This window comes from Micromonospora sp. NPDC050397, assembly GCF_044901685.1.
Lineage (GTDB): Bacteria > Actinomycetota > Actinomycetes > Mycobacteriales > Micromonosporaceae > Micromonospora_G.
In genome coordinates this window covers 138,004-161,006 of sequence record NZ_JBJDPS010000013.1, presented here as the reverse complement: position 1 = coordinate 161,006, position 23,003 = coordinate 138,004, and the positions used below count along the sequence as shown (strand labels likewise).

The following is a 23,003-nucleotide window of genomic DNA, read 5'->3' as shown; positions in this document are numbered from 1 at the left end:
ATCCGATAACAAGGGGCCCTTCCTTAACGGCTCGGCGTACGGCTGACACATCGTCATGATCGAACGTCACTGCCTGTCACAATGGCGGCTGCTCGACCCGCCCGGCGGTTCTAGACTTCCGCCGGCGGTACTGGTGGACGCGACGGCAACGGAGCCGGCGCGCGCCGAGCGACCGGGGTGCACCGACCCCGGAAGGAAGGTGTCTCATCGTGAAGGTCGGAATCCCACGCGAGGTCAAGAACCACGAGTACCGCGTGGCGATCACCCCCGCGGGTGTGCACGAGTTCATCCGCGGCGGCCACGAGGTCTTCGTCGAGGCTGGCGCCGGGACCGGTTCGTCGATCACCGACGACGAGTACGCCTCGGCCGGCGCCACGATCCTGGCCACCGCGGACGACGTCTGGGACACCGCCGAGCTGGTCCTCAAGGTCAAGGAACCGATCGCCGAGGAGTACCACCGGATGCGTCCGGGGCAGGTTCTCTTCACCTACCTGCACCTGGCCGCCTCCAAGGAGTGCACCGACGCGCTGCTCGACCGGGGCGTCACCGGCATCGCGTACGAGACGGTGGAGACCGCCGACCGGGCGCTGCCGCTGCTCGCCCCGATGTCCGAGGTAGCCGGCCGGCTCGCCCCGCAGGTCGGCGCGTACCACCTGATGCGCTCCGGCGGTGGGCGCGGCGTACTGATGGGTGGCGTCTCCGGCGTCTACGCGGCGAAGACCGTGGTCATCGGCGCCGGTGTCTCCGGTATGAACGCCGCCGCGATCGCGCTCGGCCTGCAGGCCGAGGTGCTGCTGCTCGACCGCAACGTCAACCGGCTGCGTCAGGCCGACGCGATCTACCGGGGCCACCTGCAGACGGTGGCGTCGAACGCGTACGAGATCGAGCGGGCGGTGCTCGACGCCGACCTGGTGATCGGCGCGGTACTGGTGCCCGGGGCGAAGGCGCCGACGCTCATCTCCAACGAACTGGTCTCCCGGATGAAGCCCGGCAGCGTGCTGGTCGACATCTCGATCGACCAGGGCGGCTGCTTCGAGGACTCGCGTCCGACCACCCACGACAACCCGGTCTACCCGGTGCACAACTCGCTGTTCTACTGCGTGGCGAACATGCCCGGCGCGGTCCCGCACACCAGCACGTACGCGCTGACCAACGTCACCCTGCCGTACGCTCTGGAACTGGCCAACCACGGCTGGCGCGAGGCGCTGCGTCGCGACCCCGCGCTGGCGCTCGGCCTGAACACCCACGACGGCCAGGTCACCTACGGCCCGGTCGCCGAGGCGCACGGCATGAGCAGCGTCGCGCTCGCCGACGTACTGGCCTGAGCCGAGCCGAGCACCCTTACGGCGTCGAGCGGGGCAAGTCGACGGCGTCGAGCGGGGCGACCCGACGGCGTCGAGCGGGGCGACCCGACGGCGTCGAGCGGGGCACTCTGACGGGGTCGAGCCGACCGACGCCGCAGCGGGCGGGAAGGAAGCGGCGCACTGAGCGCAGCACGCCGGCCGGAGGCCGGAGACGGGGCACCACCGTCTCCGGCCCTGCGGCGTGCCGTACGCGGCTACCTCGACCACCTCACCGTCGAACGCGGCCTGTCGCCGCACACGCTGTCGGCGTACCGCCGGGATCTGGACCGCTATTTGGCCGACCTGGCCGGCGCCGCGGTGGCCGACCTGGCCGAGGTCGCCGCCGCCGACATCACCGCCTACGTCGCCCGCCTGCGTGACGGCGACGACCGGCACCCGCCGCTCGCCGCCGCCTCGGCCGCGCGCGCGGCCAGCGCCGTCCGGGGGCTGCACCGGTTCGCGTTGCGGGAGGGGCTGGTCGGCACCGACGCCAGCCGCGACGTCCGACCCGCGGTGCCGACCCGCCGACTACCCCGGGCGCTGGATGTGACCGAGGTGGTCCGGCTGCTGGAAAGCGCCGCACCGGACGGCGAGGCCGGCGGCGCCGACGGCCCCTTGTTCCTGCGCGACCGGGCCCTGCTGGAATTCCTGTACGGCACCGGCGCTCGCATCTCCGAGGCGGTCGGCGCGGTCGTCGACGACCTCGACCTCGGCCTGGACCGGATCGAGCCCACCGCCCCACCGTCCGAACCGGCCGCCGCCACGGCCACGGCCACGGCCACCGCCACGGCCACCGCCGCCGCTGCCACTGTCGCCTTTGCCTCCGTGGCTGGCGGCGCGGCCGTGGCGGCCGGCGCCGAGCGGTACGAGGGCACCGCGACCCTGCACGGCAAGGGAGGACGGACCCGTACCGTTCCGATCGGCGGCTACGCCACCGAAGCGCTACGCGCCTACCTGGTACGCGCCCGGCCGCTGCTGATCGCCAACGGTCGGGGTGGCCACACGGTGTTCCTCAACGCCCGGGGCGGTCCACTGTCCCGGCAGAGCGCCTGGAACATTCTGCGCCGGGCCGCCCAGCGGGCCGGGCTGCCCATCGAGGGGCCGAATGCCGTGTCACCGCACACGTTGCGCCACTCGTACGCCACCCACCTGCTCGACGGCGGGGCCGACGTCCGGGTGGTCCAGGAACTGCTCGGCCACGCCTCGGTGACCACCACCCAGGTCTACACGTTGGTGACAGTGGAGCGGCTGCGCGAGGTGTACGCTACTGCGCACCCGCGAGCCCGAGGCTGACCGGCGGTTCTGCCGTCGGTTCTGCCGCGTCGACACGCCGGCACGGTGCCCGCAGGGGTGACGGGACGTGGCGTACAGTCGGGATCGGCGCGGGCCTCCTGGGGCGGCAATCGAGGTTCGCAGCGGCGCCGCGCGGGACGCCAATCGGCTGGAACGCCGAGCAGTCGTCGGAAGGGGGCGGACAAGGACATGGCTGGCAACGGTGACCGTGCCGAGGCGTGGACCTCCGCGCTCCGCGAACAGCAGTCCGGGTTCGACCTCGGCGCCGAACTCGGCCCGGCGGATCCCGCCGCGTACACCATGCGCAAGCCGATCCCGGAGCCGATGCCGACCGACCGGCACGGGCCGGCGCGGATCCTGGCGCTGGCCAACCAGAAGGGCGGCGTGGGTAAGACCACCACCACCATCAACCTCGGCGCCGCGCTGGCCGAATACGGCCGCAAGGTGCTGCTGGTCGACTTCGACCCGCAGGGCGCCCTCTCGGTGGGACTCGGGGTCAACCCGCACAACCTCGACCTGTCGGTCTACAACCTGCTGATGCAGGACGACGTCACCGCCGAGGACGTCCTGATCAAGACCGACGTGGCCGGGCTGCACCTGCTGCCCGCCAACATCGACCTCTCCGCGGCCGAGATCCAGCTCGTCAACGAGGTCGCCCGGGAGATGGCCCTGGCCCGGGTGCTGCGCAGCATCCGCAAGGAATACGACTTCATCCTGATCGACTGCCAGCCGTCGCTCGGCCTGCTCGCGATCAACGCGCTGACCGTCGCGCACGGGGTGCTCATCCCGTTGGAGTGCGAGTTCTTCAGCCTGCGTGGGGTGGCCCTGCTCCTGGACACGATCGACAAGGTGCGCGAGCGGCTCAACTTCGACCTGGAACTCGAAGGCATCCTCGCCACCATGTACGACAGCCGCACCACCCACTGCCGCCAGGTGTTGCAGCGGGTGGTGGAGGCGTTCGGCGACAAGGTCTACCAGACGGTGATCACCAAGACGGTGAAGTTCCCCGAGTCGACCGTTGCCGGCGCCCCGATCACCACCCTCGACCCCGCCTCTTCGGGCGCGCGCAACTACCGGCAACTGGCCCGTGAGGTGATCGCCCAGCAGGCCGAGCGGTAGCCGGCCGTTGCCCATCCAACCCGTGGACTACGGTCGTCGGGTGACCACCCAGCCCGCCGAGCCGCACCCGGGAGATCCGGCCGAGGCCGCCGGTCCGCCGCTGGTCACCGACAATTCCCCAACCGGTACGCCCGACGCCGTCGCGCCGGAGGGCGCCGCCGCCGACGAGCCGACGACCGGGTTCACCGTACGGCTGGCCAACTTCACCGGCCCGTTCGACCTGCTGCTCCAGTTGATCGGCAAGCACAAACTCGACGTGACCGAAGTTGCCCTGCACCAGGTCACCGACGAGTTCATCGCGTACATCCGGGCCATGGGCGACGACTGGGACCTCGACGAGGCGAGCGAGTTCCTGCTGGTCGCCGCGACCCTGCTCGACCTCAAGGCGGCCCGGCTGCTGCCCGCCGCCGAGGTCGAGGACGAGGAGGACCTGGCCCTGCTCGAAGCGCGGGACCTGCTCTTCGCCCGGCTGCTGCAGTACAAGGCGTTCAAGGAGGCGGCGAGTCACATCGCCGAACTGGACTCGATCGGGGCGCGGCGCTACCCGCGCGCTGTCAGCCTGGAGGACAGGTACGCCCAGGCACTGCCCGACCTGGTCCTCGGCATCGGACCGGAGCGGCTGCTCAAGCTCGCCATCAAGGCGATGACCCCGAAACCCGTACCGGTCGTCTCGATCGCCCACGTCCACGAGGTACGGGTCAGCGTCCGGGAGCACGCCGCGATCCTGCGGGACCGGTTACGCCGGATGGGTACGGCCACGTTCTCGCTGCTCTGCGCCGACTGCGAGTCGACCCTCGAGGTGGTGGCCCGCTTCCTGGCGCTGCTTGAGCTCTACCGTGAGGGACTGGTCGGCTTCACCCAGGTGCAGGCGCTGGGCGAGCTGACCGTACGGTGGACCGGTCCGGCCGACGGCGCCGTGGAGCTCGACATCGACGAGTACGCCGGATCGGCAGCCCCGGCCGAGAAGCCCCCGGTCGAGGGTGTAGGCCCGGCGGAGGATGCTGGCCCTCTCGAGGATGCTGGCCCGGTCGAGGATGCTGGCCGGGTCGACGGGGCGGGGGAGAGCGAGCCTGCGGGCGCGGCGCGGGCGGACGCCGATCCACCGGCGGGATCGGATGATCGGGAGGTTTCCGGTCCGGCTGGTGCTGGTGCTGGTGCCGGTGCCGGTGAGCCGGGCGTCGAGGAAGGGGCCGTACCAGAATGACGAGCGACGAACGTCGGGACGGCCCGGAGTCGCTGGCCGACCAGGCCGCCGCCTGGGTGCCGCCGTGGGCGCGCCAGAACGTGACACCGCCGCAGCGGCAGGCGGAAGTCCCCGCCGAGCCCGCCGAGCCTGTGGGGCGGAGGGAGTCCGTCGAGTCGGCGGAGCCGGGGGAGTCCGTCGGGCAAGCGGCCGTGGTTTCGGTCGGGGCGGGCGAGGCCGATCCGTCGGAGGAACAACCGGCGCCGAGCGCGGCGACCGACCCACCGCCGCCGGCCGCGTCGTCACCCGCAGAGCCACCGGTGGACGGTCCGGTCGGTCGACCCAACGTACCGCCCACGGGGCCGTCGGCGAACGGTCCGGTTGGACGACCCAACGTACCGCCCACGGAGCTACCGGCGGACGGGTCGGCCGAACGGCGCGCCGTCCCCGCCGAGGGGCCCGCGACCCTGGCCCTGGTCGACGACGACGAACTGCGGGCCGCGCTGGAGGCCATCCTGCTGGTGGTCGACGAACCGGTGGCCGAGATCGTCCTGGCGCAGGTGTTGGAGCAGCCGACCGACCGGGTCGCCGGCATGCTGGAGCGGCTGGCCGACGACTACACCTCCGCCGGACACGGCTTTGACCTGCGCCGGGCGGCCGGCGGATGGCGGCTCTACACCCGGCCGGAATACGCGACGTACGTCGAACGGTTCGTTCTCAACGGGCAGGCGGTACGGCTCACCCAGGCGGCGCTGGAGACCTTGGCGGTGGTCGCCTACAAGCAACCGGTGACCCGTTCACGAATCTCGGCCATCCGGGGTGTGAACTGTGACGGGGTGATCCGTACCCTGGTCTCCCGTGGCCTGGTGGAGGAGTGCGGCAGCGAACCGGACAGCGGCGCCTTCCTCTACCGTACGACCACGCTGTTCCTGGAGAAGCTCGGCCTGAACACGGTCGACGAGCTTCCCCCGCTGGCCCCGTTCCTCCCCGACGATCTGGAAGAGATAGCCGATGCCCCGCGATGACAGCCGTACCCGGGTGACCCGCACCACCGGGAGGGCGACCGGTCGAGCGGGTGGCGCTGGCGCCCAATCGGACGAACCGGACATGCGAGACGGTGTCGAGCGGTTGCAGAAGGTGCTCGCCGCCGCCGGTGTCGGCTCCCGGCGCGCGTGCGAAGACCTGATCTTCCGGCGCCGGGTCACCGTCGACGGCAAGGTCGCCCAACTCGGCGACAAGGTCGACCCGACCACCGCGGTGATCTACGTCGACGGTGAACGGCTCGTCACCGACACCCGGCTGGTCTACCTGGCGATGAACAAGCCACGCGGGGTCGTCTCGACCATGGCCGACGAGAAGGGGCGGACCGCGCTCGCCGACTTCCTCGACCGGGTCGAGGAACGGGTCTACCACGTCGGTCGGCTCGACGCCGACAGCGAGGGACTGTTGCTGCTGACCAACGACGGGACCCTCGCACACCGGCTCATGCACCCCTCGTACGGAGTGCAGAAGACGTACCTCTGCGAGGTGGCCGGACCGCTGGCCCGCGCGGCCGGCCGGCGGCTCCTCGCCGGGGTGGAGCTGGAGGACGGCCCGGCGAAGGTCGACTCGTTCAAGCTGGTCGACACCCTCGGCAAGACCGCCCAGATCGAGATCACCCTGCACGAGGGACGCAAGCACATCGTCCGCCGGCTCCTCGACGAGGTGGGCCACCCGGTCTCCCGGCTGGTCCGGACCCAGATCGGGCCGATCCACCTGGGCGACCTGCGCGCCGGACGTACCCGACGGCTGACGAACGCCGAGGTCGCCGCCCTCTTCAAGGCGGTCGGCGACTGACGTTCGGCGTCACCTTCGGCGCGGACTACCCTTGGACACTTCCCCCGTTCGCTGACGAGGCGAAACGGGGCGAGCGCGCGCCCAGCCGGCGCAACCACCCGTACCCCAGGGGTTTGATCCCCCGGCGGCACGGCGGTGCGCGGTGGCGGCCCGCAGGGTGGCGCCCGCCGCCGCCGGCCAGAGCCGCACGCGGGGTGATCAGACCGACGGGGCATGATGGACGACGAAGAGTGCGCACCCCTGTGCGCGGATTGACGCCCGCGCGGCCGGCAAAGGTGGGCCCGTCCGGCAAAACTGGTGAAGGAGGAGCGGTGGCGGAAAAGGTACGGACCGGGCGGTGTGTGGTCGCCGTGGACGGCCCGTCCGGTTCAGGCAAGTCCACCGTCTCCCGACGGTTGGCGAGCTTGCTCGACGCCCGCTACCTCGACACCGGTGCGATGTACCGGGCGGTCACCTGGGCGGTCCTGCGCGCCGAGGTCGACCCGAAGGACGCCGAGGGCGTTGTCAAGATCGCCGGTGAGGTCGACCTCGCGATCGGGGTGGAACCGGACGCGCCGTGGGTCAGCGCCGACGGCGTCGCCATCGACCAGGAGATCCGTGGACCCGAGGTCACCGCGGCGGTCTCCGCCGTGTCGGCGGTGCCGGCCGTCCGGGAACTCCTGGTCGCCATGCAACGCGGCATCATCTCGGCCGCCGAGCGGATCGTCGTCGAAGGCCGGGACATCGGCTCCGTGGTCGCGCCCGACGCCGACCTCAAGGTCTACCTCACCGCCTCGGCCGACGCGCGGGCACAGCGCCGCAGCGCCGAGTACGCCGCCGACGTCGCCGCGACCGCCGCCGACCTCGCCCGTCGGGACCGGCTCGACTCCACCCGCGCGGCCGACCCACTCCAGCAGGCCAGCGACGCGGTCGTGCTCGACACCACGTCGATGGACATCGACCAGGTCGTCGCCCGACTCCGGGACCTGCTCGACGGCAAGGACCTGCTTGACGGCAGGGTCGACGCGTGAACTCCCGGAACACCCGGCACCGTGCCGGGACCACGAAAGTCAACAACACGAAAGTCAACAAGCGGAACGAGGCAGTGGCATGAGCCCGGACGATGGCTGGATCGAGCTGCGAGAGCCCGATCTTGAGATCGAGGAGACCGGGCCCGTACCGGTGGTCGCGGTCGTGGGCCGCCCCAACGTCGGCAAGTCGACCCTGGTCAACCGGATCATCGGCCGCCGGCAGGCGGTCGTGGAGGACATTCCGGGGGTGACCCGGGACCGGGTTCCCTACGACGCCCAGTGGTCCGGACGCCACTTCACCGTGGTCGACACCGGCGGCTGGGAACCCGACGCGCGGGACCGGGCCGGGGCCATCGCCGCCCAGGCCGAGATCGCCGTCGCGACCGCCGACGTCGTCCTCTTCGTGGTCGACGCCGTCGTCGGCTCCACCGACGTCGACGAGGCAGCCGTACGCATGCTCCGGCGCAGCGCCAAGCCGGTGATCCTGATCGCCAACAAGGTCGACAACGCGGCCACCGAGATCGAGGCGACCTCGCTCTGGTCCCTCGGGCTCGGCGAGCCCTTCCCGGTCTCCGCCCTGCACGGTCGGGGCGCCGGTGACCTGCTCGACGCGATCCTCGACGCGCTCCCCGACCCGCCGCCGATCAACGAGAACGCGCCCCGGGGCCCGCGCCGGGTCGCGCTGGTCGGTCGACCGAACGTCGGCAAGTCCAGCCTGCTCAACCGGCTGGCCAAGGAGGACCGGGCGGTGGTCGACTCGGTTGCCGGCACCACCGTCGATCCGGTGGACAGCCTGGTCGAGATCGGTGGCGAGACCTGGCAACTGGTCGACACCGCCGGGCTCCGCAAGCGGGTCGGCAAGGCGAGTGGCACCGAGTACTACGCCAGTCTGCGTACCGCGGGCGCGATCGAGGCGGCCGAGGTCGCGGTCGTCCTGCTCGACGCCGCCGAACCGATCAGCGAGCAGGACCAGCGGGTGCTGTCGATGGTCACCGAGACCGGCCGTGCGCTGGTGATCGCCTTCAACAAGTGGGACCTGGTCGACGCCGACCGCAGGTACTACCTGGACAAGGAGATCGAGCGGGAGCTACGCCGGATCCCGTGGGCGATCCGGGTCAACGTGTCCGCCAAAACCGGCCGCTCCGTGGACCGACTCGCCCCGGCGCTGCGGACCGCCCTGGCGAGCTGGGAGACCCGGGTGCCGACCGGTCAGCTCAACCAGTGGCTCACCGCACTGGTCCAGGCCACCCCGCACCCGGTGCGCGGCGGCCGTGCGCCACGCGTGCTCTTCGCCACCCAGGCGGGCACCCGCCCGCCCCGGTTCGTGCTCTTCACCACCGGACCGCTCGACGCCGGCTACCAGCGCTTCGTCGAGCGCAAGCTGCGTGAGGAGTTCGGCTTCGAGGGCAGCCCGGTCGAGGTGTCGGTCAAGCCGCGCAAAAAGCTCGGCCCAGGTGGTCGGGGCAAGGCACACGGCTGATCCGGTACGCCGTACCGAACGCCCCGCCGCACCGCCCCTGCTCCCACCCACCTCCCCCATCCCCCTATCTTCCTAGGACGGGTTAGGGGGAGTGGGGTGGGCGACCGGGGAGCCGAGCCGCGAGGGGGCTGTGTGCGGGGCCCAACGCGACTGCGCTACTCTGTAGCGGCTGCCGCACCGGGGTACGAAGCGGCAGCAACGGGACGTGGCGCAGTTTGGTAGCGCACTTGACTGGGGGTCAAGGGGTCGTCGGTTCGAATCCGGCCGTCCCGACAGAGTTTCAGCAGGTCAGGGCCTTGGCTCACTTCGGTGAGACAGGGCCTTTTTGCTGCACCGTCTCACAATCCATCACGTACGCCCGTACTGCTGAACTTTGGGGTGCTGGCGTCACCCGAACAGCCCCGTTTCGAGGTGTTCGGCAGCCACCTTCAGGTGGCTGTTGTCGGGGTGGACGTAGACCCGCTTGGCCAGCGTGCCGCCGTCCGCATGGCCGGCCCATGCCGCGAGCACGACGTCAGGTACGCCGACGCCGGCGAGGTAGGTCAGGCAGGCGTGTCGTGCGTCGTACGGCCGGACCTTGCGTACCCCAAGTTTGGCCATCAGCTTGTACGCCCGGCGACGGAGCCAGTCGGTCCGCTGCGGCTGGCCGAGTTCGTCGACCAGGACGTAACCGCTGTCGACGTACGCGTCGCCAGCCTTGAGGCGCTCCTTGTTCTGTCTGGTGTGGAACGCCTTCAACGCCTTCATTACCGTCGCCGGCATCGGCAGGCCTCGTTTGCCTGCCGCCGACTTGGCCTCTTTCTCCTCGATCTCGCCGTCGACGAGCGTCCTCGTGTTGTCGCCGGCCGCAATCGTGCCGGCCTCCCAGTCGATGTCGGACCAGCGCAGCCCGCACACCTCTGCGGGCCGCAGGCCCATCAACGACAGCAGGCAGACGGCGTAGAGCCGTTCGTCTGTGATGCCGGTGAGGAAGATCTTCACCTCCTCTTGAGTCCAAGGTTTCCGGGCGGCCTGTGCTTCGAGAGCAGCCTTGGCTGCGGTCCGGGGGATGGTCACGAACGCTGCGACGTTGCGCACCACGAGCTGGCGGCGCACCGCGACGTTGAGTGCGGTGCGAAGCCGGCCGAGAGTCAGGCGCACTGATCGGACGCCCAGTCCGGTGCCGGGCTTGCCGCCGCGCCTGCGCCCTTCCGTCAGCATCCAGTCGATCAGGGCTTCGATGTCCTCCTCAATGACCTCCTGGATCGGTCTCTCGCCGAGACGAAAGCGGACTGGCAGGAGCGCGTCCCGATAGTTGGCAGCGGTCGCCTTCTCGACGTCGCGAGTGGCTGACTTCAGCCACTCATCGAGGAACTGATTGACCGTGACCTTGCCGGGACGTACGTACGTGCCGCGGTCGGTCTCGTGCTTGATCCGGGCGTACTCCGCCCGGGCTTCCTTCCTCGTGTCGAAGGTGTAGGTCCGCTGGTCTCGTTGTCCGTTCGCTTTCCGGCCGACATCGATGACGAACCGGTAGCGGGTCTTGCCGCTTTTGAGCGTGATCTTCTTGATCGGATCCGAGCTGCTCATGCTGATCTCTGTTCCTTCTGAGGCGAGGGGTTGGGTACCGTTGATAGGTACCTAGAAAAGGTACCAAGATGATTCCGTGGGTGGCTACCGGCACTGCTGAGTGGATGTGGCAAGGTCGACGTACTGTTTCGAACCCGGAGGCGAGGAGTCTCGATGCCGCGACGTCGGAGCGTGGATCCCACCCTGCCGGTACTCCCGGAACGTGAGAAGCGCGACCAACAGGTGAAGATCAGGCTGACTAAGAGCGAGGTTTCCGAGCTCGGCAAGCTACGACCTGATCTGGCGCCCTCGGGCATCGTTGCGTTGCTCGTTGACGATGTGCTCGCTGGTCGCTACCGACCCGACTGGGCCGTGTCGGATGAGGACACCGGCCAGGCCGGTTGACAACGGTAACCATGCCAGGCACGTTCTCGGCCAGGCGTTATAGGAAGCGCTACGGGTAGCGCGATGGGTTGCTGGCACTCAGGTGATGCGACCCCTCTGTTGACGCCGCCCAGAGGATGTCCGTCCGGGTACGGCACCGGCTCGGACGCCTGCCGAAGTGGCAGTGGCGTTCGCCGCGATCGTGTGGAGGTACTCGGCGGCTTGTCGGGCTGCCTGAGCCTGGTGCAGCCTTTCCTGGGCCTCGCGGAGGTTGGCGAGGTTGTCCGCGATCATCGACATGCGCAGTACAAGCTGGAGTGCAGCGGTGGTGTCGTCCTCGCTGGTGAGCCGACCCGCTGCTGCGATGAGTCGAGACATGGCTCGGAGCTGACCTGCGGCGGCGTGCGGGTGGCGGGGGAGCCGCCGATGTGGTTCCCGGGCTGCGTGGTCAAAGATTTCCAAAGCGTCAGTGAGGGACCCGCCGTGACGGCCCTCGAAGGCTCGCGCGGTGGACGCCAGGAGATCGGCTGCGGCGTAGGCGAGGGACGCAATGTGGTCCCCGTCGCTGCTTGGGTCCTCTGCCAGGTGGCGAGCGCTGCGCTCTGCGGCTGCCGTTGCTTCGCGGAAGGCGTCTGCCCGGTGCTGGGCCCCCGAGCGTCTCGCGGCGCCGCGCGGGTGGGTGCCGGGATCCGAGCCCCAGCGCTGTCGGAGTTGGGGGAGGGTGAGGTCCGGTGCGAGTCTGCCGCCGCCGTACCAGACGGTGTCGCCGACGCTGGTGTGGTGGTCGGGGAGTCCGACGGCATAGCCGGTGACCTCGTCCGGGTTCGTGGGGCTGTGCCGGAGCCGTACGACGACACCGCCGGCCTGGAGCCGACTGAGGAAGTCGTCCTCGTCGACGGCGGCCGCTGCTGCGGCGCGTACCTCGCGGCGGAGCCGGTCCCGGGGGATTTCCGGGCGGCCCTGCCGGTGGCTCTTGTTCTGTTCGGCGGCGGTGGGTCGGCGGTGGCTGGTGTGGTCGACTGGGCCGACCTGGTAGAGACCGTAGCGTTGTTCGAGGTCGCGGGCGGCGGTTTGGGCCTTGAGGCGTTCATTCCACGCCCATACGGTCTCGCCGTCCTGCCGCACCAGCGTGGCGACGATGTGGATGTGGTCGTCGGCGTGACGGACCGCGACCCAGCGCACGGCGTCCGGGTCGTCGTGCGGGGCGATGCCGACAGCGGCGACCATCTCGGCGGCGATGTGCGCCCACTGGCTGTCGTTGAGAACGCGGTCGGTGATGTGGTTGCGGACGGAGGCGTGCCAGACGAATTTTTGTGGAGGGTTCCTGCCGGCGCGTACCGGCTGTTCGAGCAGTCTGGCGAGATTTCGGATGTCGTGGTGTCCGGTTGGCCCGGTCGGGGGTTCCAGCAACGGCAGTTGGGCGGGGCCGGACCAGGCGGCGACGAGGTGCGGTTTGACGTGTTCCTCGCTCTTTCCGGGACCGAACAGATAGCGGAGCAGGCCGCCCACGTTCGTGCCGCGGGGATGGATGGCGGGGATCAGTGCAGCCGCCGGTCGATGTCGGCCACGACAGCGTCGAGTTTGTCGAGCGCTTGCACGCACCTCTTGACCGCGTGCGCGAGCCATACGGGTGCCTCGCCCGTCGCGTTGAGTGCGGCGGTCGCCTGGTTGAGGTTGGTGCCGGTACGCGTTACGGCAGTACGTGCGGCGAACAGGTCTCGCTGCATTGCGGCAAGTTCCGTCCGGGTGACACCGGTACCGGAAACCAGGCCGCCGGGACCGGCGGTGCCCCGGGCCGTGGCCAGCGCGGCATTGGCACAGAATCCGGTCGGAGTGAGTCCTGCGCGGGCAGCAGCCTTTACGACATCGCTGTGCTCGGCCTCATCCAGCCGGAGGTTGACCCGCTGTCCTCGACCGGGAAACCGATGACGCCGATCCGCGCCGCGCGGGCTTTGCGCGTCGACCGCTGCCGCCCGTGGTCTGGTGTCCACCTCGTCACCTCCGCTTCGTGGTTCGTGCGCTTGGAACGTCGGTCGGCCGGGTTACCGGAAGCGCTACGGGTAGCGCCGTGCTCAGGCGGTGCGGTTCCGGTTCCGCTTCCGAATCGGGCGATGCGGCGGAAGCAGAGCCTCCGACCGGAAGCGGACTTGCCCGGACTTCCGCCCTGGTAACGGAAGCATCTGTGCACATGGCGGTGCCGATTGGGCGTCCGGTCGCCGGTAGGAAGCGGCCCACGATCGGCACTGCACAACGAACTGGTGGCGGGCGGACTGTCGCTGACGGGTCCGCTTCCGGTCCGGTCGTAGAACCAAAGTGTTGTGAGCCGGCTGCCGAGTTAGCCGGCCGGAGGGCCGGTCGACAGTCTGGACCTCGGCCGTAGCAGCGCTACGGTCTCCACGATGCTGCTCTCGTGCTGACCCCGCTGGGTCAGCGTTCCGCCGGGTTGCCGGACCTGCCGACCGCGCTCGGTCGGTAGGTCCGGTGACCCGTACTACAACTTGCTCCGCCTCACCAACCACCGGGCAGCAGATGGTGCGGTCGTTCCGGGCTGTCGCGTCCGCGTGAACCCTGCGAGTGTCCGGGAAAGCCTGCGAGTGATCTTGCGAGCCGTCCGGATTAGGTTGCGAGTCACCCGTACGCGCAGAGTTGGTCGCCGGGGAACGGCGTCAGCGGAAGGACCGATCGGCCACTGGATCGCCGACGACTGCTGGCGCCCACCCAGCCTGGCACGAACCACCTACCACGACCAACGCGGATTCGGCGGCCCCAGCGTTCCTACAATCGACCGGCATAGCGCCGACCGGCACAGGCGCAGCGCCCGCTGGTTCGCCCGCAACGCCTCGGCGGCTGCGGAATCCTCTGCCAGCGCCACGGCAGCTCCGTCCTCGCCCGCGAGTGGTCACGCCGCATGGATCTGTTCACGGGCACCGTCGCAGGCAGCGCCGAAGCATCCAACTTCTCCATCTCCGACACCGCAACCGATGGCGACACCGCTTAACCCGTGACCGCCGACTACGTGAGACCAACTGCGGTGCGGTCCGACTACCTCGACGCCGGCTTCGCGGAACTTCCACCAGCCTGAACAACGCGACGCAGTCGCGGTGGCTGCGGCCGGGTCGGTCTGTGAGGTCAGCGCTTGCGCGTCGAGGTGGCCCGGCTCGATGAGCTGGTCGTCCGGGTGCACGGGTTGTTGAAGCGGGCTACTTCGTGATCCCACGGGTTCGGGTCCGGAGCGTGGACTTGCGCCTCACTCTCACGAGAGCGCCGACCTGCCGCCACCCGTCGCGGCCGCTCGGTCAGTCCGCGTCAGGATCACCGACCTCGATGTAGTCGCACCGGCGACACTCTAGGTCTGCGGACCGTCCTGACCGACGTGGTAGATCATGCTCATCCCATCGTTGGACGCAGGCTTTGCACGTCACGCAAATCTCGACCCAGGTGCAGTAGCCGCCACCGCCGAGGTGGTCGCCTCGCAATTCGGCTGGCACCTCGAACACGTTGCGGAACCTCGCCCTCCGGCCAAGATGCGCCGTGAAAGGCTCCAGTGTCGAGCAGACGGTGCAGGTCCGCAGCCGCCAACACGGCCCCCGATCGGGACCGGGGCTGTCGACCCAGTCGTGCTGGAACACGTACCTTGGCGTGTCGTCGATGCGGTACGAGCACCGGTGGCACTGCCGGTACCGCCGCTTCCGGCAGGCTGCGAGGCGACCCAGATGTGGTAGTGACTCGACCTCAAGGACCGTCTTCAGTTCGTGGTTGGAGAACCTTGCCTGGGCGACGCGGAGCCGGCACCGTGTGCATCGCTCGATGGTCGTCCTTTCGCAGCCAGTTTGTGAGGTGCTCGCCTCCACCTCGTGGAACCCGAACGCACAGTGCAGGCGACCGTACACCGATAGGGTCATTTGAGCAGCTCCAAATGGATCATCGGTCGTTGACGCATCCGACACATCCGATGGTTGCACCTCCACTGTTGGTCGGCGACGGATGCCAGATGAACACCCCGGTCGGCTCCTCACAGCCGGGAGCCCGAAGCTCACCGTTGAAGACCTGGCTCCTCAAGCCGCGCCCGCCAACGCGAACGCTCAGTCGGACGGCAACGGTGATCGAGCCGAGAACGGCAAGGTAAGCCCGGACACTTCGGCTCGTCGATGTCCGGTCGTACCCAGCGAACCGCTGGTCGGCGCCTTGATCATTCGCAACCTAAAACCGGACGCGACGCGGGCGCCTTCGATCACCGATAGAGCGACGGCATCTCCGGGTTGGTGATCTTGGCGTTTGCCCTCCGGGCTGTCGAGCGGCGGCCTTGGGGAGACGCCGTGCTGCCCGAAGGGTCGACGCGCTTCGCATTCTCCCTGGTCAAGTGGTGCAGGGGGCTACCGTCCTTTGTGGAAATACGGTATCATTACAAGTGCCGGGAGGAATATCCCCAAGCAAGATCCCGACCCTTCCTGGAGGTTCACGTGCCCCGTAAAGCCCCGGTCCGCGAGGAACGGTTCGGCCGCATTCGCTCCGTGCTGCTCCTCGCTCGGCAGGAGATCGTGGCCGCCGTCGAGACGGTGCACCTGAACGCCGTCGACTGCCTCCCGATGCCCGAACTGATCGTGCCGGAAATCGGCGGCTTCAACGTCACGTCGGCCGCTCTGTACGCCAATCTGTTCACCGCAGAGGGCGGCAAGGCCCCGGCGTGGATCACGGCCCGGTCAAGCTGCTCTCGCAGCCCCGCCGTCGTCTCGGCTGTCTACGAGCTTTGCTACTCCTGGTATCAGCTCGTCAACGCCGGCAGTAACCACATCGAATCCACGCCTGTCTGGGCCAACCACATCAACCTCGTGTTGGAAATGTTGCCGGGGCGCATCGATCGGTTGGTCGGCGCGGCGGGGGTGGGAGAGGAACTGCCGACTCGGGACTCGTGCAACTTTTAATGCGGCATCATTACAAAGAAAGGTTGCGATGGTGGTTGCCGTCAAGCAGATCGTCACGTTCCGGTGGCAGTTCTGTGGCGGTGCTGACGAGGACTCTGCCGATGAGGCTCGTGCCTGGGCCAGCGCGCACGGGGTGTGTGCCTAGCGGTGGCGCTTCGTTCGCCATGCGGAGGGTGGCACCTGGGCTCCGGCGATGTGTAGTCGCCCGGCATCCGCAGCTTTCTGGCCTGGTCGTGGGCCGCCGGGGCCAACCGTTCCACTACGACGAGGAATGACGGGCGACCGGGGCATCCACTCTGTCGACCATCGCTATCGCTGTCGCCGTATACGGCCTTGACCTCTCGGCGCTGCGGCCTATGGGTGTCGCTACCACCCGGCCGGCGTCGTTACCAACAACCGCCAGACAGAAGGACTTCCGTGACTGCTCAGGGCAGAAAGACCACGACCGGCCTGGTGCGTGGTGACCGGATACTCATCACTGACGACCCGGCGAAGGCATCGAGACGCACCGGGGGCGACTGGCACCCGAGCCGGGTCAAGATCGGCGCAACCGCCGCAACGGTGCTCGACAAGCAGGCCGTTGCCGGCCGACGCACCCGTTACAACATCGTCACTGACGCCGGCACGGTCCTGGACCTCTCCGGCGGACAGACCTTCCTGCTCGCCCCGCCAGCATCCCCACCCCGGCCCGATGGTCCAACGTCCGACGCCACGACCGTGCTGCCTCACACTGGACTGCGGGCACCGCACGGGCGACTGAGCGCACGGAACCTGCGGCAGCGTGATCTGGGTGGTTCTCGGGTGGCGTTTGATGCCGTGTTGTACCTCGATGATCAGGTCAGTGGCCAGATCGTCAATGCGTACGGGACCGAGACATGGTTCGAGCCTGTCAGCGCTTCGCCGTTCGGCGCGGCCGATCTGGTGGCGTTCGTCGCGCTGTGTCGTGACGAGGACGGCGTGGCCGTCACCGCCGAGACTGTGTTGGACGCGCTGGTGGATGAGCAGGAAGCGGCCAACACCGTGGGTCGGGTGTTGGAGGCGGGCCGGACGCCGATCCGGCTGCTGACTCCGATCCAGCCGGCCGGGCACGGCCACGGCCACGTCAAGGGGCTGCCGTTCGGCGCTGGCGCACCGGCTCGGCGCGGCTGGTGGGGGGCGATCGTGCGGGCGCTCCACCACAAGCGGCCTTTGAACGATGGTGAGATCTACCAGATCTGGACCGGGCAGGCGTGGGAATCGCTCCCCGCGATCGATGACGTGACCAGCGGCGAGCACGAGGGCGGTGCGCGGTGACCGCCCGACAGCCCGACGACGCGGGCGAGCGCATGCCTGTGCCGGCGGACAACCAGTTGGCCACCTACCAGTCCGCGACCTACATCATCCTGACCGCCCTTCGCCCGGACTCCGGGCTGATCATCGGCGGGGTGCGATCGGTCGCCTACGCGGAGATCAACCGGCGTGTGGCCGGCGCAGGGACGCGGGATGCGCTGGTCGCCGTGTACGTCCGCCTGGCCGACGCGCTCGTGCCGGTCGACGTAGAGGCAACCGAACTGTCCAGCGTCAACGGATTCGCCCGGCACCGGGTCCGCACGTGGCTGCAACAGCAGCTGATCAGCCAGTGCGAGGTGGAAACCCCGCTAGAGCAGGAGTGACGGTGTTGGCCCGCGTGGCGTGACGCCGCACGGGCCAACACCGGGGCTCCAGGCCGCTACAACCCGAACCCGGCGTACCGCCAGACGGTCCGCGCCACACAGCGTAGCCGCTGCGGCTACCCGTAGCGCCACCCCACCGCAAACCCCCTGTTCCGTCGTCGCGATCGGCCGTGCCCGTCGTCGCGCGGTCGCTGCTGCTCGCGCGGCCGGCGGCCCGCCGGATGTAACCGGCTTCGACAGAAGGTCTCTTGAAAGGAACCCCTCGATGACCACCGAAACCCACACCGTCGATGACGAGCAGTTCGAGGAGAAGCTGCTGCGTGTCGATCCAGCGACGCTGGTCGTGGGCGCGAATGTGCGCTTGGACCCACGGTTGCGCAAGAGCTACGTGAAGAACATCGCCGAGCGCGGCGTCAAAGAGCCGGTCATCGCCTACCAGGACGACGAACAGCGCCTTGTTGTGCTGCGCGGACAACGCCGGACCCTCGCGGCAGTGCAGGCCAAGCGTCCGTGGGTCCGCGTGTTGGTGGTTGCACAGCCGAACGAAGCCGACCGGCTGACCGACCAGGTCAACGAGAACGACCACCGCGAGCCCCTCACCGTGGCGGAACGTGTGGCCGCCTACGAGCAACTGGCTCTCTGCGGTGTCCCGGCCGGGGAGATCGCCAAGCGGATGTCCGCCCCCCGGCCGGTAGTCGAGAAGGCGCTCCAGATAGCCCGAAGCGCACTCGCTCGGGGGGCCACGCAGCGGTGGGAGTTCCTCACCGTCGACCAGGCCGCGGTGATCGCGGAGTTCGAGGATGACGGGGAGGCGGTCAAGCAACTCGTTGTCGCCGCCCAGCGCGGCGGGTTTGACCACCACGCGCAGCAGTTGCGCGACGCCCGCGCCGACGCTGCGGCAAAGGCCGAAGCCACCGCTGCCCTCACCGCCGCCGGCATCACGGTGGTCGACCCGCCGGGGTGGCACAACGAGACGGTTAAGCGGCTGTCCGAGCTGAAGCAGGGCGAGGAACAGATCACCGAGGACAACCACGCATCCTGCCCCGGCCACGCCGCCTTCCTCGACGACGACTGGGTGGACCCGAACGAGGACGAGTCAGAAGAGGACGAGCCCGAGGACGAGGACGATCCCTGGGGCGAAGACACCGAAGCCGATGAAGGCACGGAGCCCAGTGAGCCGGCTGGCCCGTACCGGGTCTGGCTGCCTGAGTACGTCTGCACCGACTACGCCGCGCACGGGCACACCCTGCGCTCGCGCGGCTACGACTCCGGCACCGGACGCAAGAACGCCGCCGAGATGACCGACCCGGAACGGGAGAAAGCCCGCGCAGAGCGCCGCGACGTGATCCAGTCCAACAAGGCGTGGGACAGCGCCGAGACGGTCCGCCGGGACTGGCTGCGCACCTTTCTCACCCGCAAGAACGCACCGAAGACGGCGGCTGGATTCCTGGCCGGAAGCCTCGCCCGCGCGGACCACGCCATCACCTCGGCGCTCACCGGCGGCAACAGCCTCGGCCATGACCTGCTCGGCCTGCCGGACCAGGCCCCGACGTACGGCCGGCGTGCCACCGCGATGGTCGAACTCGTAGGTAAGGCCAGCGACGACCGCGGCCAGATGATCGCGCTCGGCCTGGTCCTGGCCGCCTATGAAGACGCGACGAGCCGCAACTCGTGGCGCAGGGTCAGCGACAGCACCGCTCGGTACCTGCGCTACCTGGAAGCCAACGGGTACGAGCTGTCGACGGTCGAGTTGCGGGCGTGCGGCGAGGCTCCGCTGCCGGCCGTCGACCAGGCCGCTCCGTCGTCACTCCTGGCATAGCCAACGGTCCACGGCTCCGGCCACCTCGACGGTGGCCGGAGCCGCCGGAGAACGCACCCCAGCCGCCGGCTTCCGGTTGACCTGCCGGCGTGGCAACGGACATCCCCTGCGCCCCTCGAAAACCCGTGGGTGGAAACCATGCTTGAGCAACTTTCCTTGTTCGACCCTGCCTTCTGCCAGCGTTGGCGCGGCGGGAAGCACACCTGGCGGCCGGTGCACGAAGGCGGCTTCGACCGCCGCCGCTACCGCCTGATGCAGATGCCGGAAGCCCCGATCCGCCGTTTTGTCGAGGCGCACCACTACAGCAGGAGTTTCCCGGCTTCCAAAATGTCATTTGGGCTGCTGGAACGGGGGCACTTGGTCGGGGCGGTCGTGCTCGGCGTGCCGATGCACCCGGCCGTGCTGACCAAGCCGTTCCCGACCCTCGGTGCTGACCGGGCTGCGGAAATCTCTCGTTTGATCTTGCTCGATGTCGTGCCGTCCAACGCGGAGAGCTGGCTCCTAGGGCAACTGTTCCGCCTCGCCGCCGGGCACGGCCTCCGAGGACTGGTCGCCTTCTCCGACCCGATGCCTCGAATCCTCGGCGGCGAACTGCTCATGCCTGGGCACGTTGGGCACATCTACCGCGTAACTCGCGGACGGTACCTGGGGCGGGGGACCGCCAGGACGATCACGATTTTGCCGGACGGCACGGTATTGCCGGCCAGGGCCGCGCAGAAGGTGCGCGCCGAGGAACGCGGGGCGCAGGGTGTACGGGCTCGCCTGACGGCGCTGGGCGCTCGACCCTTGCCGGAAACGGTAACCGAGTACGCGCGGGCGGGATACGACCTGACCCCAGCGGAATGGCTGGAGCTTGCCCTGGTCCAGATCGGCGCGCGGCGGGTTCGCCACTGCGGCTGCCATCGCTTCGCCTGGCCGGTCGGGGACCGGGGATGGCGGCGACGCTGCCCGATCGGGCTGACCGAACTGCCCTACCCGCTCGCCACGGACCCGGCGGTGATCCTGTGAACCTGCGCACCGAGGCGGACCTGCTCCTCACCCTGGAACGCGGCTGCTACAGCCTTCCCGAGTTGTACCGGCTGGCTGAGCAGGCCGGACTGGCGGACCGGAACGGCGGGCGGTGGATTATCCAGGACGGGCAGGCCCAGTTCAAGAGGCGGCTGCGGTCGGCGCTGCAAACCCTCAAGCGGCAGGGCCAGGCGCGGCCCGCCGGCACGGGGAAGGCCGCCTGGCTGATCGAGGGCTCTACCGCCAGGCCGCGCCGGGCGCTGCTGATCTGGCTGCCGGGCGATCCGTCGGGCGTCGAGCTGGTTCTCGGCGCGGCGGCCACCGTGCTCGCTCAGGCGGACGAGCCGATCGACCTGGTCGTCGCGGACCCGCCCTGGGCACTGGGCCGGGGCGACCACCGGTCGGCTTACCGGCGCACCTACGGCCGGGACCACTCCCAGGTGGTCGCGGGCTACGTGGACGTTGACCCGGCCGAGTACGCGGAGTTCACCGCCGAGTGGATCACGGCGGCCAGCGTGGCGCTTCGCCCCGGCGGCTACCTCGCCGTGGTCACCGGCGCCCAGCAGGCCGCCCGGGTCCAGGTGACGGCAGAGGACGCAGGGCTGACCTACGTCAACTCCATCGCAATCGCGCGACGCTTCGGTCTCTACACACGCCGCCGCTTCGTCCACCAGCACCACCGGGTGACGCTGCTGACCAAGGGGCCGCTCAACACACCCGACCGGGTATTCCACCTACCACCGGAGATGCCCCGAGGCCGCACCGGCCACATCTACGCGGCCGACCTGTGGACCGACATTCCCGAGCAGCGTCGCCGGAACCTCCTGCGCTACGACAACGCGCTGCACCCGACGCTGGTGTCCCGGCTGATCCGCGCCACGACCGACCCCGAAGACCTGGTAGCCGACCCGTTCCTCGGCTCGGGAACCACCGCCATCGCCGCCCTCCAGGACGGGCGACGCTTCTACGGCGGGGACCTGAACATCGAGAGCCTGCGCTTCACCATGGCGCGCATCCTCGCCGAGGTCATCCCGGCCATCCGCCCGGAGATCGAGCAACTTGCGCTCTTTGACACCCCGACCGGAGCGCCGGCATGACCACCGACGCGATCACCCTCGCCAACGACACCTCCTGCGGCCTCGTCCCTCAACCGGCCGCAGACCCGCTGGCGTCGCTGCACGAGCGAGACCTGACGCAGTGGCCACCGCGACCCACAGTGGAGGAACGCCGCGCCCGCTGGGAGGCGCACGTCGCCCGGTTCGGCCTCGGCCCGGACCGTTGGGACACCCCTTGGGGGCCGGTGACGCCCTGGACCATCAGCGAGTTCCATCCCGATGCCGCCCGCCGGACCGTCTTCTATCTCGGTGTCGGACACCCCAACCGCTTGAACGAATCCCCGGTACCGCTGTTCATCTCCGCGACCACCCTGGCCCGCTACCGGCGGCGCGGCGACGACTTCCCGGTGCGAATGAACGAGGCGCCGTGGGCCGGCGACTCTGGCGCCTACGCGGCCCTGATCCTGCGAGCCGACCCGGACGGTCACCCCTGGTTCCTGCACCCGGAGGAGTACGGGGCCATGTGGACCCGCTTCCAGGAAGACGTTGGGCCGCCGGACATTGTCGGCATCCAGGACTGGCCATGCGAGCCGCAATGCTTGCGCCGGACCGGTGCCACGGTGCGCCAGCACCAGGAAGCCACCCTGACCAACTACCTGTACCTGGCCGAGGAGTTTCCGCACATACCGTGGCTGCCGACGTTGCAGGGCTGGCACCGGTGGGAGTACATCGAGCACTACCGCATGTACCAGGCCGCAGGAATCGACCTGAGGGGGATGCGGGTCGGCGTCGGCAGCCTGTGCCGGCGCGGCTCCCAACGGGACGTTGCCCGCGTCTTGGGCACTCTGGCTCCACTGGGCATGAGGATGCACGGCTTCGGCGTATCGATCAACGCGCTACGCCTCGTCGGCCCGCTGCTCGCCAGCTCGGATAGCCAAGCCTGGTCCGCGACCGCCCGGCACGAGAACATCCGCCTGCCAGGGTGCACCCACCTGAGCCGCCCGGACCCCCTGACCGGCCACCGGGCACCCACCGACTGCCGCAACTGCTTCCGCTACGCCTTGTCGTACCGCGAGGAGGTGATGGACGCCCTCCGCTACGCCGCACGCACCGAGCCCGACCGCTCCGCACCACTGACCGGCCCGCCGGCCGACCGGACCGGTGTCACCGTGAGGAGCAGGCGCCGCACCGACTCGACCCGGCGTCTCCGCATCCGCCCGCAGCATCCCGATCAACTCACGCTGTTCGATGACGCGCCCACCCAATCCGACTGAATGCGGTATGATTACAAGTTGTGATCGGTTTGGCCGAACGCTTACCGGTGCCCGACGTCAAACCCCTGGGAGTGCTT

General features: G+C 69.4%; 18 protein-coding genes, 1 tRNA gene and 2 pseudogenes. 18 read left to right on the top strand and 3 right to left on the bottom strand.

Features of this window, described 5'->3' with window-relative positions; genetic code table 11:
- The first annotated feature begins 209 nt into the window (after positions 1-209).
- From ald to ACI2K4_RS29605, 10 genes and pseudogenes are all read left to right on the top strand, one after another.
- On the top strand, positions 210-1,325 hold the full coding sequence (gene ald, locus ACI2K4_RS29650; RefSeq protein WP_404516058.1) for an alanine dehydrogenase: 1,116 nt from the start codon (positions 210-212) through the stop codon (positions 1,323-1,325).
- 159 nt (positions 1,326-1,484) lie between these two features.
- Positions 1,485-2,057 (top strand): annotated as a pseudogene (locus ACI2K4_RS29645) (site-specific integrase); the annotation flags it as partial.
- Positions 2,058-2,222: 165 nt separating this feature from the next.
- Positions 2,223-2,636, top strand: a pseudogene (locus tag ACI2K4_RS29640) (tyrosine-type recombinase/integrase); the annotation flags it as partial.
- A gap of 189 nt (positions 2,637-2,825) precedes the next feature.
- Complete coding sequence (locus ACI2K4_RS29635) at positions 2,826-3,755, top strand: ParA family protein (protein ID WP_404516056.1); 930 nt, start codon at positions 2,826-2,828, stop codon at positions 3,753-3,755.
- Between the two features lie 40 nt (positions 3,756-3,795).
- On the top strand, positions 3,796-4,959 hold the full coding sequence (locus ACI2K4_RS29630; RefSeq protein WP_404516054.1) for a segregation and condensation protein A: 1,164 nt from the start codon (positions 3,796-3,798) through the stop codon (positions 4,957-4,959).
- The gene (scpB, locus tag ACI2K4_RS29625; RefSeq protein WP_404516052.1) at positions 4,956-5,963 is read left to right on the top strand and encodes an SMC-Scp complex subunit ScpB; all 1,008 of its coding nucleotides are present in this window, start codon (positions 4,956-4,958) and stop codon (positions 5,961-5,963) included. Before ACI2K4_RS29630 ends, scpB begins: the two co-directional genes overlap by 4 nt.
- An 82-nt stretch (positions 5,964-6,045) precedes the next feature.
- A complete protein-coding gene (locus tag ACI2K4_RS29620; RefSeq protein ID WP_404516050.1) occupies positions 6,046-6,774 on the top strand; it encodes a pseudouridine synthase in 729 nt (242 codons plus the stop codon).
- A 311-nt stretch (positions 6,775-7,085) separates the two neighbouring features.
- Positions 7,086-7,784 (top strand): (d)CMP kinase, encoded by a 699-nt coding sequence (gene cmk, locus ACI2K4_RS29615; RefSeq protein WP_404516048.1) that lies wholly within the window; start codon positions 7,086-7,088, stop codon positions 7,782-7,784.
- A 79-nt stretch (positions 7,785-7,863) separates the two neighbouring features.
- Positions 7,864-9,264, top strand: coding sequence for a ribosome biogenesis GTPase Der (gene der / locus ACI2K4_RS29610; RefSeq protein ID WP_404516046.1), 1,401 nt, complete (start codon positions 7,864-7,866; stop codon positions 9,262-9,264).
- 199 nt (positions 9,265-9,463) lie between these two features.
- Positions 9,464-9,537 (top strand) — tRNA-Pro (locus ACI2K4_RS29605).
- Positions 9,538-9,651: 114 nt separating this feature from the next.
- On the opposite strand, the gene ACI2K4_RS29600 is transcribed toward ACI2K4_RS29605, so the two are convergent.
- Positions 9,652-10,833: a tyrosine-type recombinase/integrase gene (locus ACI2K4_RS29600; protein ID WP_404516044.1), complete on the bottom strand. Its 1,182-nt coding sequence runs from the start codon at positions 10,831-10,833 to the stop codon at positions 9,652-9,654.
- A gap of 171 nt (positions 10,834-11,004) precedes the next feature.
- On the opposite strand from ACI2K4_RS29600, the gene ACI2K4_RS29595 reads away from it, so the two are divergent.
- Positions 11,005-11,217, top strand: coding sequence for a hypothetical protein (locus tag ACI2K4_RS29595; protein ID WP_404516042.1), 213 nt, complete (start codon positions 11,005-11,007; stop codon positions 11,215-11,217).
- 78 nt (positions 11,218-11,295) lie between these two features.
- On the opposite strand, the gene ACI2K4_RS29590 is transcribed toward ACI2K4_RS29595, so the two are convergent.
- Both ACI2K4_RS29590 and ACI2K4_RS29585 read right to left on the bottom strand, forming a co-directional pair.
- Positions 11,296-12,705 (bottom strand): relaxase/mobilization nuclease domain-containing protein, encoded by a 1,410-nt coding sequence (locus tag ACI2K4_RS29590; RefSeq protein WP_404516040.1) that lies wholly within the window; start codon positions 12,703-12,705, stop codon positions 11,296-11,298.
- Positions 12,706-12,734: 29 nt separating this feature from the next.
- Positions 12,735-13,187 (bottom strand): hypothetical protein, encoded by a 453-nt coding sequence (locus tag ACI2K4_RS29585; protein ID WP_404516038.1) that lies wholly within the window; start codon positions 13,185-13,187, stop codon positions 12,735-12,737.
- A gap of 2,469 nt (positions 13,188-15,656) precedes the next feature.
- Here ACI2K4_RS29585 and ACI2K4_RS29580 point away from each other — a divergent pair.
- From ACI2K4_RS29580 to ACI2K4_RS29550, 7 genes are all read left to right on the top strand, one after another.
- Entirely contained in the window at positions 15,657-16,118 is a 462-nt protein-coding gene (locus ACI2K4_RS29580) for a hypothetical protein (RefSeq protein ID WP_404516036.1), read from the top strand.
- Positions 16,119-16,535: 417 nt separating this feature from the next.
- Positions 16,536-17,411 (top strand): hypothetical protein, encoded by an 876-nt coding sequence (locus ACI2K4_RS29575; RefSeq protein ID WP_404516034.1) that lies wholly within the window; start codon positions 16,536-16,538, stop codon positions 17,409-17,411.
- Positions 17,408-17,770: a hypothetical protein gene (locus ACI2K4_RS29570; RefSeq protein WP_404516033.1), complete on the top strand. Its 363-nt coding sequence runs from the start codon at positions 17,408-17,410 to the stop codon at positions 17,768-17,770. Before ACI2K4_RS29575 ends, ACI2K4_RS29570 begins: the two co-directional genes overlap by 4 nt.
- Positions 17,771-18,035: 265 nt before the next feature.
- Positions 18,036-19,589, top strand: a complete 1,554-nt coding sequence (locus ACI2K4_RS29565) for a ParB/RepB/Spo0J family partition protein (protein ID WP_404516031.1) — start codon at positions 18,036-18,038, stop codon at positions 19,587-19,589.
- Between the two features lie 138 nt (positions 19,590-19,727).
- Positions 19,728-20,597 carry a hypothetical protein gene (locus ACI2K4_RS29560; protein WP_404516030.1) on the top strand — a complete coding sequence of 290 codons (870 nt, stop codon included), beginning with the start codon at positions 19,728-19,730 and terminating at the stop codon, positions 20,595-20,597.
- Positions 20,594-21,694, top strand: coding sequence for a DNA-methyltransferase (locus tag ACI2K4_RS29555; RefSeq protein WP_404516028.1), 1,101 nt, complete (start codon positions 20,594-20,596; stop codon positions 21,692-21,694). The genes ACI2K4_RS29560 and ACI2K4_RS29555 overlap by 4 nt, the downstream gene beginning before the upstream one ends.
- A complete protein-coding gene (locus ACI2K4_RS29550; protein ID WP_404516026.1) occupies positions 21,691-22,926 on the top strand; it encodes a hypothetical protein in 1,236 nt (411 codons plus the stop codon). Before ACI2K4_RS29555 ends, ACI2K4_RS29550 begins: the two co-directional genes overlap by 4 nt.
- Positions 22,927-23,003 lie beyond the last annotated feature (77 nt).

What these genes read in the sequence shown, in the direction of transcription:
- ACI2K4_RS29600 (WP_404516044.1), bottom strand. Translation starts at nt 10,833, where the DNA reads ATGAGCAGCTCGGATCCGATCAAGAAGATCACGCTCAAAAGCGGCAAG.
- ACI2K4_RS29635 (WP_404516056.1), top strand. Translation starts at nt 2,826, where the DNA reads ATGGCTGGCAACGGTGACCGTGCCGAGGCGTGGACCTCCGCGCTCCGC.
- ACI2K4_RS29550 (WP_404516026.1), top strand. Translation starts at nt 21,691, where the DNA reads ATGACCACCGACGCGATCACCCTCGCCAACGACACCTCCTGCGGCCTC.
- ACI2K4_RS29565 (WP_404516031.1), top strand. Translation starts at nt 18,036, where the DNA reads ATGACCACCGAAACCCACACCGTCGATGACGAGCAGTTCGAGGAGAAG.
- scpB (WP_404516052.1), top strand. Translation starts at nt 4,956, where the DNA reads ATGACGAGCGACGAACGTCGGGACGGCCCGGAGTCGCTGGCCGACCAG.
- ACI2K4_RS29620 (WP_404516050.1), top strand. Translation starts at nt 6,046, where the DNA reads ATGCGAGACGGTGTCGAGCGGTTGCAGAAGGTGCTCGCCGCCGCCGGT.
- ACI2K4_RS29560 (WP_404516030.1), top strand. Translation starts at nt 19,728, where the DNA reads ATGCTTGAGCAACTTTCCTTGTTCGACCCTGCCTTCTGCCAGCGTTGG.
- der (WP_404516046.1), top strand. Translation starts at nt 7,864, where the DNA reads ATGAGCCCGGACGATGGCTGGATCGAGCTGCGAGAGCCCGATCTTGAG.